Annotated in this window: 15 protein-coding genes and 1 riboswitch; of the genes, 13 read left to right on the top strand and 2 right to left on the bottom strand. The window is 74.2% G+C overall.

Annotated elements, in window-relative coordinates:
- The first annotated feature begins 107 nt into the window (after nucleotides 1–107).
- The 12 genes from J3P29_RS19875 to J3P29_RS10895 all read left to right on the top strand — a co-directional run bounded on the left by J3P29_RS19875 (nucleotide 108) and on the right by J3P29_RS10895 (nucleotide 14,867).
- Entirely contained in the window at nucleotides 108–767 is a 660-nt protein-coding gene (locus J3P29_RS19875; protein ID WP_210493409.1) for a TetR/AcrR family transcriptional regulator, read from the top strand.
- Nucleotides 764–1,489: an SDR family oxidoreductase gene (locus J3P29_RS10945; RefSeq protein WP_210493408.1), complete on the top strand. Its 726-nt coding sequence runs from the start codon at nucleotides 764–766 to the stop codon at nucleotides 1,487–1,489. Before J3P29_RS19875 ends, J3P29_RS10945 begins: the two co-directional genes overlap by 4 nt.
- A gap of 74 nt (nucleotides 1,490–1,563) precedes the next feature.
- Nucleotides 1,564–2,313: a sugar phosphate nucleotidyltransferase gene (locus J3P29_RS10940; RefSeq protein WP_210493407.1), complete on the top strand. Its 750-nt coding sequence runs from the start codon at nucleotides 1,564–1,566 to the stop codon at nucleotides 2,311–2,313.
- 54 nt (nucleotides 2,314–2,367) lie between these two features.
- A complete protein-coding gene (locus J3P29_RS10935) occupies nucleotides 2,368–3,381 on the top strand; it encodes an NAD-dependent epimerase/dehydratase family protein (protein ID WP_210493406.1) in 1,014 nt (337 codons plus the stop codon).
- Nucleotides 3,382–3,459: 78 nt separating this feature from the next.
- Nucleotides 3,460–4,209 (top strand): YebC/PmpR family DNA-binding transcriptional regulator, encoded by a 750-nt coding sequence (locus tag J3P29_RS10930; protein WP_210493405.1) that lies wholly within the window; start codon nucleotides 3,460–3,462, stop codon nucleotides 4,207–4,209.
- Between the two features lie 127 nt (nucleotides 4,210–4,336).
- Nucleotides 4,337–4,831, top strand: a complete 495-nt coding sequence (ruvC, locus tag J3P29_RS10925) for a crossover junction endodeoxyribonuclease RuvC (protein WP_349239823.1) — start codon at nucleotides 4,337–4,339, stop codon at nucleotides 4,829–4,831.
- On the top strand, nucleotides 4,828–5,427 hold the full coding sequence (gene ruvA / locus J3P29_RS10920) for a Holliday junction branch migration protein RuvA (protein WP_210493404.1): 600 nt from the start codon (nucleotides 4,828–4,830) through the stop codon (nucleotides 5,425–5,427). Before ruvC ends, ruvA begins: the two co-directional genes overlap by 4 nt.
- Before the next feature lie 101 nt (nucleotides 5,428–5,528).
- The gene (ruvB, locus tag J3P29_RS10915) at nucleotides 5,529–6,518 is read left to right on the top strand and encodes a Holliday junction branch migration DNA helicase RuvB (protein ID WP_349239863.1); all 990 of its coding nucleotides are present in this window, start codon (nucleotides 5,529–5,531) and stop codon (nucleotides 6,516–6,518) included.
- A gap of 134 nt (nucleotides 6,519–6,652) precedes the next feature.
- Nucleotides 6,653–9,607 (top strand): protein translocase subunit SecD, encoded by a 2,955-nt coding sequence (secD, locus tag J3P29_RS10910; protein ID WP_210493402.1) that lies wholly within the window; start codon nucleotides 6,653–6,655, stop codon nucleotides 9,605–9,607.
- Nucleotides 9,608–9,658: 51 nt separating this feature from the next.
- Nucleotides 9,659–9,937 carry a hypothetical protein gene (locus J3P29_RS10905; RefSeq protein ID WP_210493401.1) on the top strand — a complete coding sequence of 93 codons (279 nt, stop codon included), beginning with the start codon at nucleotides 9,659–9,661 and terminating at the stop codon, nucleotides 9,935–9,937.
- Between the two features lie 56 nt (nucleotides 9,938–9,993).
- Nucleotides 9,994–12,411, top strand: coding sequence for a single-stranded-DNA-specific exonuclease RecJ (recJ, locus tag J3P29_RS10900; protein WP_210493400.1), 2,418 nt, complete (start codon nucleotides 9,994–9,996; stop codon nucleotides 12,409–12,411).
- Nucleotides 12,369–14,867 (top strand): bifunctional (p)ppGpp synthetase/guanosine-3',5'-bis(diphosphate) 3'-pyrophosphohydrolase, encoded by a 2,499-nt coding sequence (locus J3P29_RS10895; protein ID WP_210493399.1) that lies wholly within the window; start codon nucleotides 12,369–12,371, stop codon nucleotides 14,865–14,867. The genes recJ and J3P29_RS10895 overlap by 43 nt, the downstream gene beginning before the upstream one ends.
- Nucleotides 14,868–14,931: 64 nt before the next feature.
- Here J3P29_RS10895 and J3P29_RS10890 read toward each other — a convergent pair whose 3' ends face one another.
- Nucleotides 14,932–15,906, bottom strand: a complete 975-nt coding sequence (locus J3P29_RS10890) for a diacylglycerol kinase family protein (RefSeq protein ID WP_210493397.1) — start codon at nucleotides 15,904–15,906, stop codon at nucleotides 14,932–14,934.
- Between the two features lie 60 nt (nucleotides 15,907–15,966).
- Between J3P29_RS10890 and J3P29_RS10885 the strand changes: the two genes are divergently transcribed.
- The gene (locus J3P29_RS10885; protein WP_349239822.1) at nucleotides 15,967–16,668 is read left to right on the top strand and encodes a class I SAM-dependent methyltransferase; all 702 of its coding nucleotides are present in this window, start codon (nucleotides 15,967–15,969) and stop codon (nucleotides 16,666–16,668) included.
- Nucleotides 16,669–16,756: 88 nt separating this feature from the next.
- On the opposite strand, the gene J3P29_RS10880 is transcribed toward J3P29_RS10885, so the two are convergent.
- Nucleotides 16,757–17,755 (bottom strand): magnesium transporter CorA family protein, encoded by a 999-nt coding sequence (locus tag J3P29_RS10880; RefSeq protein WP_210493396.1) that lies wholly within the window; start codon nucleotides 17,753–17,755, stop codon nucleotides 16,757–16,759.
- Nucleotides 17,756–18,044: 289 nt separating this feature from the next.
- Nucleotides 18,045–18,141, top strand: a riboswitch (SAM riboswitch).
- Nucleotides 18,142–18,149 lie beyond the last annotated feature (8 nt).

The raw sequence follows: 18,149 nt of genomic DNA, 5'->3' as shown, positions 1-18,149 counted from the left end.
CTCGGGACGCTCGTCGTGGATCCCCGACTGGTACCGTCGCGTACCGCCGGGGTCGACGCGGACGGTACCACGCGGTACCAGTTCGCACGAACACCCCCGCTCGCCCCGTGCCCGCGTCCCCGCCCGACACCCCGCCGTCCGCCCGCTCCCGCGGGGACGACCAGCGCCGTCGGCTGCTGCGCGCCATCGGCACCGTCGTCGCCGAGAAGGGCTACGCCGCCACGACGATCGCCGACGTCGTGCGCGAGGCGCACGTCTCCAAGCGCACGTTCTACGAGCACTTCGACGACAAGCTCGCGTGCTTCCTCGAGTCCTACCGGCGCGGCAACCGCGGCCTGGTGCGCCGGATGCGCGCGGGCGCCGCCGGCGACGGGCCGTGGCCGGAGCGCCTGCGCGCCGCGCTGCGGGCGTACCTGGCGGTCCTCGTCGACGCCCCCGCCGTCACGCGCACGTTCACGATGGAGATCCAGGCCGCGGGCCCCGAGGCGCTCGCCCTCCGTCGGCGCATGCACCGCGCCACCGCGGACGCCCTGCGCGAGATCGTCGACGACGTCCGCCGCGAGAACCCCGAGCTGCGGCCGCTCGACGCCACGACGGCCGCCGCGATCGTCGGCGCAATGACCGAGCTGATCCTCGACGCCGTGGCCGATGGCCGCACCGGCGAGCTCGAGCGCCTCGACGTGCCCGTCGGCCGCCTCCTGCACGCCGTCCTCACCGCCCCCGCCGACCCGACCGAACCAGCAGACCAGGGAGAGAGCACCACATGACCACCCGCGCCGCCATCGTCACCGGAGCCAGCAGCGGCATCGGCCTGGCCATCGCCCGCGTCCTCGGGCAGGAGGGCTACGCCCTCACGCTCGCGGCCCGCCGGCCCGAGAAGCTCGCCGCCGCGGCGGAGGAGCTGCGCGGCGAGGGGTTCGAGGTCCTCGACGTCGCCGCCGCCCTCCAGGAGGAGGACGAGGTCCGCCGCGTCGTCGCCGAGCACCGCGAGCGCTACGGCCGCCTCGACGTCCTCGTCAACAACGCCGGCATCGGCATCGGCGCGCCCGTCGGCGAGCTGAAGACGAAGCACGTCGACCTGCAGATCGGCGTCAACCTGCGCTCGACGATGCTCTTCTACCGCGAGGCCATCGAGCTGCTGCGCGCCGCGGGCCGCGAGCACAAGGGCGCCCTCGTGGTCAACACGGCGTCGATCACGGCGAAGTTCGGCGAGGCGTGGCTGTCGGTCTACGCCGCGACGAAGGCCGGCGTCGTCAACTGGACGGAGTCCATGCACCGCGAGCTCTCCGCCGAGGGCATCAAGAGCACGGCGCTCTGCCCGGGCTTCGTCGACACGCCGATGACCGACTTCGTCAAGGAGCAGGTCGACGCCACCGCGATGATGACCCCGGCGGACATCGCCGAGTCCGTGCGCTTCCTCCTGCGCACCTCGCCCGCCTGCTGCGTCCCCGAGATCCAGTTCGTGCGGCCCGGCGAGCGCATGATGTAGCGCCCCGCGGGGCCGGGGCCGCCCGCACGCGGGGCGGTCCGTCGCCGGCGCGCCCCGCGCATAGACTGCCGGCCGTGGGGAGCGCAGGAGCACCGCCCGACCGGCCCGTCGTCGTCCTCTGCGGCGGGCGCGGCACCCGCCTGGGGGCGGGCCGCGAGCTGCCCAAGCCGCTCACGCCGATCGGCGGCCGGCCGATCCTGCAGCACGTCGTCGAGCTGTACGCCGCCCAGGGCGCCCGCCGCTTCCTGTTGGCGACGGGGTACCGCGCGCCCCTCGTCGCCGAGGCCGTCGCCGGCATCGCCTGGCCGGCCGGGGTCGAGGTCGCGTGCGTCGACACGGGCCCCGACACCGAGACCGGCGGCCGCGTGCACCGCCTGCGCGACCGCCTGGACGGCGAGCCGTTCCACCTGACCTACGGCGACGGCGTCGCCGACGTCCGGCTGGACGCGCTCGAGGCCGCCCACGCGGCGGGCGGGCGCACGGCGACGATCACCGTCGTGCGCCCCGAGCTGCCGTTCGGCGTGGCCGACCTGGCGCCCGACGGCGCGATCGTGGGCTTCCGCGAGAAGCCGCGCACGACGCACTGGATCAACGCGGGGTTCATGCGCCTGGAGCCCGACGTCTTCGACGTCCTCGACGCGGACTGCGTCCTGGAGCGCGAGCCGTTCGAGCGCCTCGCCGCGGCCGGCCGCCTGCAGAGCCACCGCCACGACGGCTTCTGGGCGTGCATGGACACCTACAAGGACGCGCTGCGCCTCAACGCGCTGTGGGACGCGGGCGCCGCGCCGTGGGCGCCCGTGCCGGCCGGCGGCGCCGCGGACTGACGGCTCCGCGCGGCGCCCGGCCCCGCCCGCGGGCGTCTGGGAGGATCCGCGCCGATGACCGTCTTCGGGGAGGGGATGCGGGGCCGCTCGGTGTTCGTCACCGGCGCCTACGGGATGCTGGGGGCGTGGCTCGTGCGGGCGCTGCTGGACCGGGGCGCCGCCGTCACCGTCCTGCGTCGTGACCGCGTCCGCGCGTCCATGCTGACGCTCGACGGGCTCGAGGACCGCTGCGCCGTGGTCGAGGGCGACCTGACGGCGCCCGGGCTGCTCGAGCGCGCGATCGGCGAGCACGAGTGCGACACCGTCCTGCACCTCGCCGCGCAGACCATCGTCGGGGTCGCCAACCGGTCGCCGCTGGGCACCTTCGAGACGAACGTCCGGGGCACCTGGATGCTGATGGAGGCGTGCCGCGCCCAGGGCGTCGAGCGGGTCGTCGTGGCCGCCTCGGACAAGGCGTACGGCGCCCAGCCCGCGCTGCCCTACCGCGAGGACATGCCGCTGCGGCCGACGTTCCCGTACGACGTCTCGAAGGCGTGCACCGACCTCATCGCCCGGTCCTACTGGTCGACCTACGGGATGCCCGTCGCGGTCACCCGGCTGGCGAACGTCTACGGCGGCGGCGACCTCAACCGCTCGCGGCTGCTGCCCGAGGCGGTGGCGGCGGTCCTGCGCGGGCGGGCGCCCGTGATCCGCTCGGACGGCTCGCCCGAGCGCGACTTCCTCTACGCCGAGGACGCGGCGGACGCGTACCTGGCCATCTGCGACGCGCTCGACGCCGATGCGGGCCGCCCCGGCGCCCCGGTGGCGCGCGGCGAGGCGTTCAACGCCGGCGGCGACGCCCCCCACAGCGTCCGCGAGGTCATCGGCACGGTCCTGCGCGTGGCCGGCGTCGACCTGCCGCCCGACGTGCGCGGCGCGGGCGTCCCGTCGGGCGAGATCGACCGCCAGTACGTCGACTCGACGAAGCTCCGGACGGCGACGGGCTGGGCGCCGCGCGTCGGGCTCGAGGAGGGCATCGGACGCACCCTCGCCTGGTACCGCGCGCACCCCGACGCCGTCGCCGTCTGACCGCGGCGGGCGCGGGAGCGGCCGCGGCGGCCGCGAGCGTCCCCCCGGGGGCGGGCGGCGGCTCGATACCCTGCGCGCATGGCCGGGCACAGCAAATGGGCAGGGATCAAGCACAAGAAGGCGATCGTCGACGCCCGGCGCGGCAAGCTCTTCACGAAGCTCGCGCGCCACATCACCGTCGCCGCCAAGGAGGGCGGCGGCGACATCGCCGGCAACGCCGCCCTCGCGCTGGCCGTCCAGAAGGCCAAGGACGCGTCCATGCCGAAGGACAACATCCAGCGCGCCATCGACAAGGGCACGGGCGCCGGTGCGGACGCCGCGAACTTCGAGACGGTGATGTACGAGGGCTACGGCCCCGGCGGCGTCGCGCTGCTCGTCGAGGCCCTGACCGACAACCGCAACCGCACCGGGTCCGAGGTGCGGCACATGTTCTCCAAGCACGGGGGCAGCCTGGGCGAGCCCGGCTCCGTCGCCTACCTCTTCGACAAGAAGGGCGTGGTCGTCGTCGACAGCGAGAAGCACGACGAGGACTCGCTCATGGTCGCCATCGAGGCCGGCGCCGACGACATCGAGGAGGACGAGGGCACCTTCGAGATCATCACCGAGCCCGCGGCCCTCACCGCCGTCCGCGCCGCGCTCGACGAGGCCGGGATCGCGTACGAGAGCGCCGAGGTCGCGTACCGCCCGACCGTCCGCACCGCGCTGGACGAGGAGGGCGCCACGAAGCTCGCGAAGCTCATGGACGCGCTCGACGACAACGACGACGTCTCCGAGGTCCACGCGAACTTCGAGGTCGAGGACGAGGTCCTCGAGCGGGTCTTCGGCTGAGTCGTCCCGCCCCGTCGGGCGCCGCCCGCGGCGTCCGACCCCGCTCGCCCGGGTCGTCCGTCCGTCCGACGTCCGACGGGAACGTGCGTTCGGGGAAGGCGTCCGGCGGTCCACGGAGAATGAGCGCGTGGTGACCGTCCTCGGCATCGATCCCGGCCTGGCCAACACCGGCTTCGGCGTCGTCCAGCGGCGCCGCGGCGGCATGGTGGCCCTCGACGGCGGCGTCATCACGACGGCCGCGGGCGAGGAGCTGGCCGCGCGGCTGCGCCACATCCACGGCGTCGTCGGCGACCTGCTCGACCACTTCCGCCCCGAGGCCCTGGCGATGGAGTCCCTGTACTTCGGACGCAACACGTCGAGCGCGCTCGTCGTCGGACAGGCCCGCGGGGTCGTGCTCCTCGCGGCGGCCCAGCGCGGCGTCGTCTGCCTGGACTACACCCCGCAGCAGATCAAGGGCGCCGTGTGCGGGAGCGGCGGCGCCGACAAGGCCCAGGTGCAGCGCATGGTCCAGACCCTCCTGCGGCTCGCGGAGCCGCCCCGGCCCGATCACGCGGCCGACGCCCTCGCCGCGGCGATCTGCCACGCCAACCACGCGCCGCTGCGGTCGGCGCTGCCCGCGTGATCGCGCTCCTGCGCGGCGCGGTCCACGAGCGCCGCGCCGACTCCGTCGTCCTCCTCACGCCCGGCGGGGTCGGCTACCAGCTGTTCTGCTCCGGGACGACGCTCGCGGCGCTGCCGCCGGCGGGCGACGAGGTCACGCTGCGCTGCCACCTGTCGGTGCGCGAGGACGCGATGACGCTCTTCGGCTTCGGCTCCGAGCCCGAGCGCGACCTCTTCCACCTGCTGCTGTCCGTGCAGGCCGTCGGGCCGAAGCTCGCGCTCGCCGTGCTCTCGTCCGGGCCGCCCGACGACGTCGCGACGAGCATCGCCCGCGGCGACGCCAAGCGCCTGCAGCAGGTGCCGGGCGTCGGCAAGCGGACGGCGGAGCGCATCGTCTCGGAGCTGCAGGAGAAGCTCTCCGGCCACGCGTCGCTCGGGGCGACCGGGACGGGCGCCGCCGCCCGCACCGCCGTGGCGGTCACCGCGGTCGACGAAGCGCGCGACGGCCTGCTCGGCCTGGGCCTGGCGCCCGACGAGGTCGAGGCGCTCCTCGCGGTCGCCCACGGCGACACGGCGGCGGCGATCATCGCCGACGCGTTGCGGAGGTCGCGCCGGTGAGCGACGAGGGCCGCCTGGGGCGCCCCTTCGGCGAGGGCATCCGCAGCCCGGGCGCCGACGAGGGCCCGGCCGTGCCGCCGGCCCACGACGCGGGCGCCCGGCTGCCCGATCCCGAGCCGTGGGGCGGGGAGGACAGCGAGGACCTGGCGCTCCGGCCGCGCGCGTTCGACGACTTCGTCGGCCAGACGCACGTGCGCGAGCAGCTGCGGATCGCCGTCGAGGCGGCGAAGGGCCGCGGCGACGCGCTCGACCACGTCCTGCTCGCCGGCCCGCCCGGCCTGGGGAAGACCTCGCTCGCCCGCATCCTGGCCGACGAGATGGGCGCGCCGTTCGTCCCGACCGCCGGCCCGTCCCTGGAGCGCAAGGCCGACGTCGCCGCGCTCCTGACGGCGCTCGAGCCGGGCAGCATCTTCTTCGTCGACGAGCTCCACCGGCTGCCCCGCGCGCTCGAGGAGACGCTCTACCCCGCGATGGAGGACCGGCAGCTGCCGGTCACGATCGGCCAGGGCGTCGGCGCCCGCGTCGTCACGATCGACCTGCCGGCCTTCACCCTCGTCGGTGCCACGACCCGCGCCGGGCTGCTCTCGCGACCGCTGCGCGACCGCTTCGGGCTCCAGCAGCGCCTGGAGCCCTACGGCCTGGACGAGCTCGCGGCGATCGTCCGCCGCTCCGCCGAGCTGCTCGGCCTGCACGTCGAGGAGGAGGGCGCGCGGCTCGTCGCCGTGCGCTCGCGCGGCACGCCGCGCGTGGCCAACCGCCTGCTGCGCCGGGTCCGCGACTACGTCGAGGTGCGCGCGGGCGGCACGGTCACCGGCGCGGCGGCGGCCGAGGCGCTTGACCTGCTGGGCGTCGACGCCCTCGGCCTCGACCGGCTGGACCGCGAGATCCTCGGCGCGATCTGCGGCATGTTCGGCGGCGGGCCCGTGGGCCTGTCGACGCTGGCGGCGGCCGTGGGGGAGGAGGCCGACACGATCGAGGACGTCTACGAGCCCTACCTCCTGCAGCAGGGCCTGATCCAGCGCACGCCGCGCGGGCGGATCGCCACCCAGCGGGCCTTCGCGCACCTCGGCCTGACGCTCCCGGGAATCTGAAAGCTTCCTGAGCCCGCCCTCACGCGCGGCTTACGGCGGAAGCCTGCCGGCGCCCGCTCGTCGACGCCGTCGACGGGGGCCGGGCAGGGGCGCGGCTCGATCCGCCCGGACGACGGGTACCCTTGCCGTCGCGCATGTCCGACCGCCGCCGCAACGTCTTCATCCTGCTCTTCGTCGCCCTGCTGGTCGCGGCGTCCGTGTGGGTGCTCGTCTCGAAGCCGACGCAGAAGGGCCTGGACCTCCAGGGCGGCGTCCAGCTCGTCTACCAAGTCAGCCCGACGCGGGGCGAGCCGCTGACGGACGACTCGATCCAGCGGACGATCGACGTCATGCAGGACCGCGTCAACCGCTACGGCGTGGGCGAGGCCGAGATCCAGCGCTCGGGCGACAACCAGATCGTCGTCTCGCTGCCGTCGATCACCAACCCCGAGGAGGCCCGGGAGCGCGTCGGTACCACCGCCCAGATGGCCTTCTACGACTGGGAGGCGAACGTCGTCGGCCCCGGCGGCCGCATCGACCCGGCCGACCAGAACGTCACGGGCGGGCAGTTCGCCGCCGACAAGACGAGCCCCGCCGCGCTGTCGGAGTACGACGCGGTCGAGCGCGCCTCCAAGCTCCAGCGGCAGGCCGGCGGCAAGCCGGCCCCGGTCCTCGGCGACCAGTACTACCTCGTCGACGACAAGGCGAAGAAGGTCCTCAACACCGACGGCCCGGAGTCGTCGATCAAGGACCTGCAGGACGACCGCACCCTCGCGAAGTTCCTCGACCCGAAGACGAAGCGGCCGCTCGCCGGCAAGCGCTTCGTGAAGGTCCCGGAGGGCTACCGCGTCGTCCAGGCCCCGAACGACGTCAACGCGTCCGGCGAGACGATCCCGGCCGGCGACAAGTGGTTCGTCCTGCGCGACCGTCCGGCGCTCACCGGCGACGACGTGAAGAACCCGGCGCAGAGCGTCTCCTCGCAGCCCGGCCAGGCGAACCAGCCCAACGTCGTCTTCGACTTCACCTCGCGCGGCAAGGACGTCTGGAAGGACGTCACCCGCACGATCGCCCAGCGCGGCGCCGAGAACTGCATCCCGGCGGCGGGCGAGACGCAGGGCGAACGGGCGCGGCGCTGCTCCAACCACTTCGCGATCGTCCTGGACGACCAGGTCATCTCGTCGCCGACGATCAACTTCCAGGAGTACCCCGAGGGCATCTCGGGCGGCAACGGCTCCGAGATCTCGGGCGGCTTCACCTTCCAGCAGGCCAAGCAGCTCGCCGACCTGCTCAAGTCCGGCTCGCTCCCGCTGAAGCTCGACATCATCTCGCAGCAGCAGGTGTCCGCGACGCTGGGCGCCGAGGCGCTCGACCAGGGCCTGAAGGCCGGCATCATCGGCTTCGGCATCGTCGCCGTCTTCCTGCTCGCCTTCTATCGCGTGCTGGGCCTGATCGCCGTCGTCGGCCTGGGCGTCTACACGGTCTTCTTCCTCGCGATCGTCAAGCTCATCCCGATCGTCCTGACGCTGCCGGGCATCGCGGGCCTGATCCTGACGATCGCCGTCGCGGCCGACGCGAACATCGTCATCTTCGAGCGCGTGAAGGACGAGCTCCAAGCGGGGCGGTCCGTGCAGCGCGCGATCAAGGACGGCTACCGCAAGGGCCTGTCGGCGATCATCGACGGCAACGCGATCACGTTCCTCGTCGCGTTCATCCTCTTCCTCGTCGCCACCGCCGGCGTGAAGGGCTTCGCGCTCAACCTCGGCGTCGGCGTCCTGATCTCGATGTTCACGGCGGTGCTGCTGACCCAGGCGATCCTGGGCCTGTCCTCGCGCTCGCCGCTGATCTCGCACCCGGCGGCGCTCGGCGCGCGCAGCCGCAAGCCGATCTGGCACCGCTTCGACTTCGTCGGCGCGTCCCGCTGGTTCTTCGCGGCGTCCGGCGTGATCCTCGCGATCGGCGCGTTCGCGATCGGCGGCAAGGGCCTGAACTTCGGCATCGACTTCGAGTCCGGCTCGCAGATCACGGCCACGGCCAAGCAGGGCACGACGGTCGAGCAGGTCCGCGAGGCGCTGACGTCGGTCGGCGAGGGCGACGCCCAGATCCAGTCCGTCGACAACCGCCAGACGGGCGCGACGAGCGGCACGACCTTCCAGATCGAGACGGAGACGCTCTCGACCCAGAAGGAGCGGCAGGTCGCGCTCGCGCTGCAGCGCGAGATCGGCGTCGACCCGGCCAACCTGAACACGAACACCGTCGGGCCGACGTTCGGCGAGACGGTCGCGAAGTCCGCCGTCATCGCGATCATCGGCTCGTTCGTCCTGATCGCCTTCGTGATCTGGTTCCGCTTCGGCCTGCGCTACACGATCCCGATCCTGATCGCGGTCGTGCACGACCTGCTGATCACCGCCGGCATCTACGCGCTGACCGGCGCCGAGGTCACCGCCTCCACCGTCGCGGCGCTGCTGACCATCATCGGCTACTCGCTGTACGACACGATCATCGTGTTCGACCGCGTGCGCGAGAACCTCAAGCGGCTCCCGTCCGCGGCGTTCTCGCAGATCGTCAACCGCTCGATGAGCGAGGTCCTCGGCCGCTCGCTCGTGACCTCGTTCTCGACGGGCCTGCCGACGCTGGCGCTGCTGCTGTTCGGCGGCGAGACGCTGAAGGACTTCGCCCTCGCGATGCTCATCGGCACGATCTCGGGCGCCTACTCCTCGGTGTTCATCGCCGCACCGGTCCTGACGGAGTGGATGGAGCGCGCGCCGATCTTCGCCGCCCGCCGCCGGCGCCTGCAGGCGGCGAACGGCGGCACGGTCCCCGCCTACCCCGAGAAGGGGACGAAGGAGGTCGAGCCCGAGCGCGCCAAGGGTCCCGCCCGCCGCGTCACCGAGCCCGACGTCGCGGGTCAGCCCGTCAGCGAGCGCGAGTTCCAGGAGATGGTGCAGGAGCTGGGCATCGAGTCCGGCGGGGGCGGGGGCGGCACGCCGGCCGGCCCTCAGCCCGGCACGCCCGTCCAGCGGGCGGCGGATCTGTCGCCCGAGGAGGTCGGGTTCCAGGACGAGGGCCTCAACCGCGCCCAGCGCCGCGCCAACCGCGGGAAGAAGCGATGAGCGCCCGCACCACGACGACCGCCCCCGGCGGCACCACGGAGGTCTAGAACCATGGCGATCCTCGTCTGGGTGCTCATCGCGCTCGCGATCTGGCACTTCACCGTCTTCGTCCCCGACCGCTTCCTCGGCGGCATCGTCGGGGCCTTCGTCACCGCGATCGTCGGCGGCGTCGTCGGCGGCCTGATCCTGTCCGGCTTCGACCTGCCCTCGCGCGACGGCACGGACGTCGTCACCGTGCTGCTCGGCGTCCCCGGCACCCTCGTGGCGCTCGCGATCCTGTGGGTCGTCGGCGCGCGCCGCGAGAGCGCGGCGGAGCAGGCCCAGGCCTAGGCCGACCGCGCGGGCGGACGACGCTCCCGTCCGCGCCGGGCCCTAGCCTGGAGGGGGTGACGGTGCGCTTCGACATCCCCCCGGCGCCGGCGGCCGCGGTCGCCGCGCTGCGCGACGAGCTCGGCGTCGGCGAGGTCGTCGCCGAGGTGCTCGTCCGGCGCGGGTACGACGAGCCCGCCGCGGCGCGCCGCTTCCTCGCCGCCGACGAGCACCACCCGCTCGACGCCTTCGCCGGCCTCGCCGAGGCGGCGGAGGTCGTGATGGGCCACGTGCGCCGCGGGTCGCGGATCGTCGTCCACGGGGACTACGACTGCGACGGGGTCTGCGCGACCGCGACCCTCGTCCGCGGCCTGCGCCAGGTCGGCGGCGACGTCTCCTGGTTCCTGCCGCACCGCGTCGACGACGGCTACGGCCTGGGCGCGCACACGGTCCGCCGCCTGGCCGCGGAGGGCGCGGGGCTCGTCATCACCGTGGACTGCGGCATCACGTCCGTCGACGAGGCCGCGCTGGCGCGCGAGCTGGGTCTGGACCTCGTCATCACCGACCACCACCGGCCGCGCGCGGACGGCGTCCTGCCCGACGCGCCGATCGTCCACCCGGGCGACGGCCGCTACCCGTGCCCGCAGCTGTGCGGCGCCGCCGTCGCCTGGCGGCTGTCCGGGGCCGTGCTGCGCGCCGCCGGCCACGACCCGGCGGGGGCGGACGTCGACCTCGACGTCGTGGCGCTCGCGACGGTCGCCGACGTCGTGCCGCTGACCGGCGAGAACCGCTGGATCGTCCGCCAGGGCCTGCGCGCGATCGCCGACTCGCGGCGCCCCGGCCTGCGCGCACTGCTCGACGTGGCCGCGACGCCCCCCGAGGACGTCGACGCCACCGCGGTCGCCTTCCGCCTGGCCCCGCGCGTGAACGCCGCCGGGCGGATCGGTCACGCGGACGTCGGCGTGTCGCTCTTCCTCAGCGGCGACCCGGACGAGGCGCGGCGGCTCGCGGACCGGCTGGACCGCGCCAACCTGGACCGGCGCGAGGTCGAGCGGCGCATCCTCGACGACGCCGAGGCGCAGGTCCGGGCCCAGGGGGAGCGCCCGGCGTACGTGCTCGCCGGCGACGACTGGCACCCGGGCGTCGTCGGCATCGTGGCGTCGCGGATCGTCGAGCGCACCGGCCGGCCCGCCGTGCTGCTGGGCCGCAAGGGGGAGGAGCTGACCGGGTCCGCGCGCTCCGTCCCCGGCTTCGACCTGCTCGCCGGGCTCGACGCGTGCGCGGGGCTGCTGCTGCGCCACGGCGGCCATCGCGCCGCCGCCGGGCTCGCGCTGGACCCCGAGCGCCTGCCCGCGTTCCGCGCGGCGCTCGAGGCGTACGCCGCCGAGCACCTGGACGAGGAGGCGCTCCGTCCCGTGGAGCGGGTCGACGCCGTCGTCGGCGGCGAGCAGCTCGGCATGGGGCTCGCGCAGGAGCTCGCGGCGCTGGGCCCGTTCGGCGAGGGCAACCCCGAGCCGGTGCTGCTCGTGCCGCACGGCCGCGCGGAGGGCGTGCGGCCGCTCGGGGCCCAGGGCACGCACATCGCGTTCACGCTGCGGTCCGGGGCCGTGCGCGTGGCCGCGGTCGGCTTCGGCCGCACCGATGTGCCCTGCGCGCCGGCGGGCGAGCCGGACCTGCCGGTGGTCGGCACGTACGTCCTGGAGCGGCACGCGTTCCGCGGCACCGTCACGCCGCGCCTGCGCGTCCGCGAGCTGGCGCTGCCGCAGCCCGCGCCGATCGACCGCCTGGACGGCGATCCGGCGGACGCCGCCCTCGCCGTGCTCGAGGCCGCCGAGGTGTTCCCCTGCGCGGAGGACCTGCCGTTCGACCCGGCCGCCTTCGTCGACCGCTCCACGTGCGGCGCGGCGGCGGCGATCGCCCGGCTGGTCGCGAGCGGCGATCCCGTCACCGTCGTCGTCACCGACGCCGCGCGCCGCGCCGCCGCGCTCTCGCGCACGACCGGCGGCTTCGCGCTCACGGACTGGTGGAGCGTCGCCCGCTCGCCGCAGTCGCTCGACGGCACCGCGCACCTCGTCGCGCTCGATCCGCCGAGCGACGCCGCGCACCTCGCCGGGCTCGCGCGGCTCGAGGGCGCCGAACGCTGGCGGGCCTGGGGAGACCCTGAGCTACGATTCACCGTGGATGCGCTCCGACGCGAACACGATCTCCGGTCGGGGGCCACGGCCCTCTTCCGCCGCCTGCGGGCCGACGGACCGACGCCCGTCGGCGCCCTTGCGGCGCCCGACCTGTGCGGCTGGTGGCTCGGCCTGCTGCTCCGCGTCCTCGAGGACGCCGGTGCGGTGGTCGTCGACCGCGCCGAGCGCGTCGCGGCCCTCGGGGACGGCGCGGTCCGTCCTCTGCACGAGGGCGACACCCACCGCACCTGGACCGCACGCTGTCTGGAGCGTCACGCATGGCTGACCGGCACGACACCCTCCGTGGCGCAGGCGCGCTGAGCGCCCCGCTCGACCGGGGCGACCTGGACGCCGCGCTGCCCGACGGCGCCGGCGTCCCCGTCCAGGACGAGCGCTCGCGCGACCGCGTCGGCGTGGCCGCGGGCGAGCTCGAGGAGCACGGCGCCGTCGCCGCGCCGAGCCCGCCGTCCGCCACCGACGTCGCCGCGGCCGCCCGGCCGGGCGAGGACCTGACGGCCGAGGAGCTGTCCCTGCGGGCCGACCTGCACGCCGTGATCGCCGAGCACGCCGACGACGAGCGCGGCGGGATCGACGTGGCCCGCGTCGACGACGCGTTCCGCTTCGCCTGCCTGCACCACCGGGAGCAGCGCCGCAAGTCCGGCGAGCCGTTCATCGCCCACCCCGTCGAGGTCGCGAAGATCTGCGCCGGCATGCGCCTGGACACCGAGACGGTCGTCGCGGCGCTCCTGCACGACACCGTCGAGGACACGACCGCCGAGCTTGGCGAGATCGAGACGCGCTACGGGTCCCGCGTGCGCCTGCTCGTCGACGGCGTCACCAAGCTCGACGGCATCCAGTTCACCTCGCGCGACGAGGCGCAGGCCGAGAACTACCGCAAGATGGTCGTCGCGATGGCGGCCGACGTGCGGGTCGTCCTCATCAAGCTCGCCGACCGCCTGCACAACGCGCGCACCCTCCAGGCGCACAAGCGGCCCAAGCAGCTCGAGATCGCGAAGGAGACCCTCGAGGTCTACGCGCCGATCGCGCACCGGCTGGGCATCCACGCGATCAAGTGGGAGCTCGAGGACCTGGCGTTCGCGACCCTGCACCCGCGCAAGTACCAGGAGATCAAGGGCCTGGTCAACCAGCAGCGCGGCGAGCGCGAGACGTACGTCGCGAAGGCCGGCGAGTACCTGCGTCGCGAGCTCGAGGGCGTCGGCATCGACGCCGAGATCTCGGGGCGCGCGAAGCACTTCTACTCGATCTACCAGAAGATGACCCGCAAGGGTCGCGAGTTCAACGAGATCTACGACCTCACGGCGATGCGCGTGATCGTGGACACCGTGAACGACTGCTACGGGGCGATCGGCGTCATCCACTCGCTGTGGAAGCCGCTGCCCCGGCGGTTCAAGGACTTCATCGCCATGCCCAAGGCGAACATGTACCAGTCGCTCCACACGACGGTCGTGGGTCCCGAGGGGCAGCCGCTGGAGATCCAGATCCGCACGCACGACATGCAGCGGACCGCCGAGTTCGGCGTGGCGGCGCACTGGATGTACAAGCAGCGCGGCCCGGCCGAGGGCGGGGGCGGCGGCGCGGCCGGGGCGCCGTCCGGTGCCGAGCTGAAGGACGCCAAGAGCGACGGCGACAAGTTCACGTGGCTGCGCGCCATGCTCGACACCTCGCGGGACAACGACGACCCGCAGGAGTTCATGGACGACCTGAAGGTCGCCCTGTTCGAGGACGAGGTCTACGTCTTCACGCCGAAGGGCGACGTCAAGTCGCTCTCGCGCGGCGCCACCCCCGTCGACTTCGCCTACGAGGTCCACACGGACGTCGGACACCGCTGCGTCGGCGCGAAGGTCAACGGCAAGATCGTCCCGCTGAGCTACACGCTCCAGTCGGGCGACATCGTCGACATCCTCACCGCCAACCGCGACCGCGGACCGTCCCGCGACTGGCTGACGCTCGCGCAGACCAGCCGTGCGCGGTCGAAGATCAAGGCGTGGTTCAAGGCGGCCGGCCGCGAGGACTCCGAGCACCTGGGGCGCGAGCTGCTGCAGGAGCAGCTGCGCAAGGCCGGGCTGCCCGCCCAGCGCCTCGTCGGCTCGCCCCTGGTGGCGGACGTCATCAAGGAGATGGGCTACAAGAAGGGTGACGACTTCTACATCGCCCTGGGCGGCGGCAAGGTCTCACCGCACGTCGTCGTCAACAAGGTCCTCAAGCACCTCAAGGAGGGCGAGGCCGCCGACGACGAGCCCGCCGGCCCCGTCGAGGCGCTGCTGCGGCCGGACGTCGTCCGCCGGCAGCCGACCGGCAGCGCGAAGAGCTACGGCGTGTCCGTCGACGGCGTCGGCGACGTCATGCTGCGCATGGCGAAGTGCTGTCGCCCGGTCCCCGGCGACCCGATCGTCGGCTACGTGTCGCTCGGCCGTGGCATCACGATCCACCGCGACGACTGCCCGAACGCCCAGCAGTTGCGCAAGGACCCGGAGCGCTTCGTCCCCGTGGACTGGGCGGGTCAGCACCAGCAGTCGTTCAAGGTCGAGATCCAGGTCGACGGCTACGACCGCCACCGCCTGCTCGAGGACCTCACGCGCGTGTTCGCCGAGGGCGGCGTCAACATCGTCTCGGCCGTGTGCTCGACGACCCCGCCGATGGTCCGAAACCGCTTCGTCGTCGAGGTGGGGGACACGAAGTCCCTGCGTTCGACGATCAACCGGCTGCGCAACATCGACTCGGTCTTCGACGCCTTCCGCGTCACGCCGTCCGTCTGACCGCCGGCGGGCCCGCCGCAGGACCGTCCTGCGGCGTCCGGCGGCGGCGCCTCCGCGCGGCCGCTCAGGCGACGACGAGCAGCCCGCCGGGGCGCACGCCGATCGGCAGGTCGCCCGTCAGCTCGCCGATCGCGTCGCCGTCGACCTGCACGGGCAGCGGCCGCTCGTCGGCGCTGCGCAGCGTGGCCGACGTGATCGCGGGCGCGGCGTCGACGGCCCGGTGGCCGCCCAGGTCCAGCGGCGTCACGAGCGCGCGCAGCACCACGCCGGGCATGACGGTCGGCCGCGTGTGGCGGAGCACGGCGCCGGACACGTGGCCCGTGGTCAGGCCCTCGCCCTGCAGCATGCGCACGGGGCGGCCGCCGAAGAACGTGAACTCGGGCGCGTTCTGGAAGATCGCGGTGGCGCCCTCGAGCACGCGGCCGTCGGGCAGCTCGAGTCGCAGGCGCGGCGGCCCGACGACGTACCGGCGGGTGAACGTGCCGACCGCGGACGCGGCGTAGTACCACGGGCCGAAGCGGGCCTTCAGCCGCGGGTGCTGGTCGACGCGCGCGACGACGCTGGCGTCCAGGCCGACGCCCGCCGCGAACGTGAACCAGCGCGTGCCGATGCGCCCGACGTCCACGGGCCGCGGCGCCCACGCGTCGGCCAGCGTCAGCACGTGCTCGGTGGCGTCGACGATGTCCCCGGGCATCCCGATCATCCGGTGGAAGACGTTCGTCGCCCCGCCCGGCAGCGGCACGAGCGGCACGCCGGTGCCGACCAGGCCGTTCGTCGCCTCGTTCACCGTGCCGTCGCCCCCGAGGGTGACGACCGCGTCCACGCCGTCGGCGGCCGCCTGGCGCGCCAGCTCGGTGGCGTGGAGCGGCGCGCGGGTGTCGAGCGGCTCGACGTCGTACCGGTGCGACAGCGCGTGCAGGACGAGGTCGCGCAGGCGCGGCGAGGTCGTCGTCGCGTTCGGGTTGACGATGACCGCGATCCGCCGGCGCTCGTCGGAGGTGAGGGACGAGGCGTCGGACGCGGGCGCTGAGGCGGGCACGGAGTGCAAGACACCGGCGGGCGCGTCCCGTTACGCGCCGGCCGTCTAGCATCGCCCGTCGTGCACGAGCCCGAGGACCCCGGCGCCCGGCGCCTGAGCCGCTTCTGGGAGGCCCGCGCCCGCGAGGACGCGCTGCGCTACTCGCTGCCGTCCGGGGCCCGGGTCGACGAGCCGGCGTTCGCGGCGTCCGGGGGCGCGGCCCTCGACGCCTTCGGCGAGCACCTGGGGGCGTGGCTGCCGGACGACCTGGACGACGCGGTGCTCGACGTCGGCTGCGGCGCGGGCCGGCTGACCGGCGCGCTGGCCGAGCGCGGACGCGCCGTCACGGCCGTCGACGTGGCCCCGACGATGGTCGCGACCGCGCGCGCCCGGCTGGGCGACGACGCCGCGCGGACGTGGCACGTCGCGCGTGCCGCCGACCTCCCGCTCGACGACGCCACGGTCGGCGCCGCGCTCCTGCTCGGCGTCCTGCCGCACCTGCCGACGCTCGAGCTCGTCACGGACGCGCTCGCCGAGCTCGCGCGGGTGCTGCGGCCGGAGGGGACCGCCGTCTTCGACGTGCGCTCGGCGCCGGCGCCGCTGACGCTGCCGGGCGAGGACGGCCTGCCGTCGCACGTGGCCCGGCACCCGCTGTGGCGCGGCAGCGTCGTCGGCCTGGAGACGCTCGCAGCCGTGGCCTTCGAGCACGGGCTCGGCATCGAGCGGATCGCGGGGTCGGAGACCGCGCGCAGCCTGGTGCTCGCGCGGCGGGAAGCGGTCTAGCCCCGGACGGCCGGTCCCGCCGGGGCCGCCCCGGCCGGCGGCGACGCCGGGCGGCGCCGGACGGGGCGCGGCGGAACCGCCCGACGCCTCAGAGCAGGCCCTGGCGGCGGAACCACCAGACCATGAGCCCGAGCATCGCGACCATCGTCCCGACGAGGGCGAAGAACCAGGTCGCGTCGTCCTGGCCGGGCACGTGGACGTTCATGCCCCAGATCGACGCGATGAGCGTCAGCGGCAGGACGATCACCGACATCGCGGTCAGGACGTTCAGCGAGCCGGACTGCTGGTGCGCGAGCACCGACTCGTTCGAGCTCTCCAGGGCCTCCGAGACCTCCTTGAAGTTCTCGAGCATGTCCCAGATGCGCTCGTTCGCGTCGTTGATGTCGTCGAAGTAGAGCTCCTCCTCCTCGACGAGGTACCGGCGCGCGGCGTTCAGGTCCTTCAGCGCCGTCCGCTGCGGGCGGACGATCTTGCGGAAGTTGATGATCTCCTGCTTGACGTTGGAGATGTCGCGGACGATCTCCTTCGAGCGGCCCTCGAAGATGTCCTCCTCGAGCTGCTCCAGCTTGTTCCCGATCTTGCGGAGCATCGGGAACGACGCGTCCACGCACTCGTCGACGATCCGGTAGAGCAGGTAGCCCGGGCCGCGCGCGAAGTGCTTCTCGCGCTCCTCGGGCCGGCTCTCGACGCGCGAGAACAGGTAGTCGATCGTCCGCAGCGGCCGGTTGGGGATGGTGATGACGAAGTCCGGGCCGACGAAGACGTCCAGCTCGAGCGCGTTCAGCCGGCCGACGGTCTTGTCGTAGTCCGGGAAGTGCAGGACGACGAACAGGTAGTCGTCGTAGACGTCGACCTTCGGGCGCTGGTTGCGCGAGAGCACGTCCTCGTAGTCGAGGGCGTGGAAGTCGTAGTGCTCCTGCAGCCACGCGAGCTCGGCGCGGCCGGGGCGTCCGACGTTGACCCAGCGCAGGCCGTCGGACTCGACGACGTCGACCTGCGGGGCGTCGGGCTCCTCGGGCCCGACGGGACCGGGGCTAGCGGGAGTGCGGGGACCGAACCCGAGGCGCGGACGAGGGAAGGCCGGCATCGGGACTGAGGGGCTCGTCGTTCTGGACCGGCACGATGCGCGAAGTGTACCGCTCGGTCCGGGAGGTCCCGCCCGGCGGGCGCCGTGCCGCTCGTGCGCGCGGGCGTGCGGCGGCGGGCCCGTCGCGGCGCGGACGGCGGGCCGGCCGGCCCGCGCGGGCCCGGCGGGCCGCCGTCCTCGGTGACCGCCGCGGCGCCCGGTGCGTGCGGACCTCGTACGTCCGTCCCGATTCCTGACCCGGACCTGGGGATTTCGGTCGCGGGCTGCTAGGGTCCTCCGCGGACATATCGACACATCCAGAGGGGGGGAGGGACTGGCCCGTTGAACCCCCGGCAACCATCGCGACCCGCCGACGCGAAGAGGTGCCAATTCCAGAGAGATGTGTGGCCGGAAC

The organism is Patulibacter sp. SYSU D01012 (genome assembly GCF_017916475.1).
Lineage (GTDB): Bacteria > Actinomycetota > Thermoleophilia > Solirubrobacterales > Solirubrobacteraceae > Patulibacter.
Note: the sequence above shows the minus strand (reverse complement) of the source record. Positions and strands in the feature narration are given on the sequence as shown.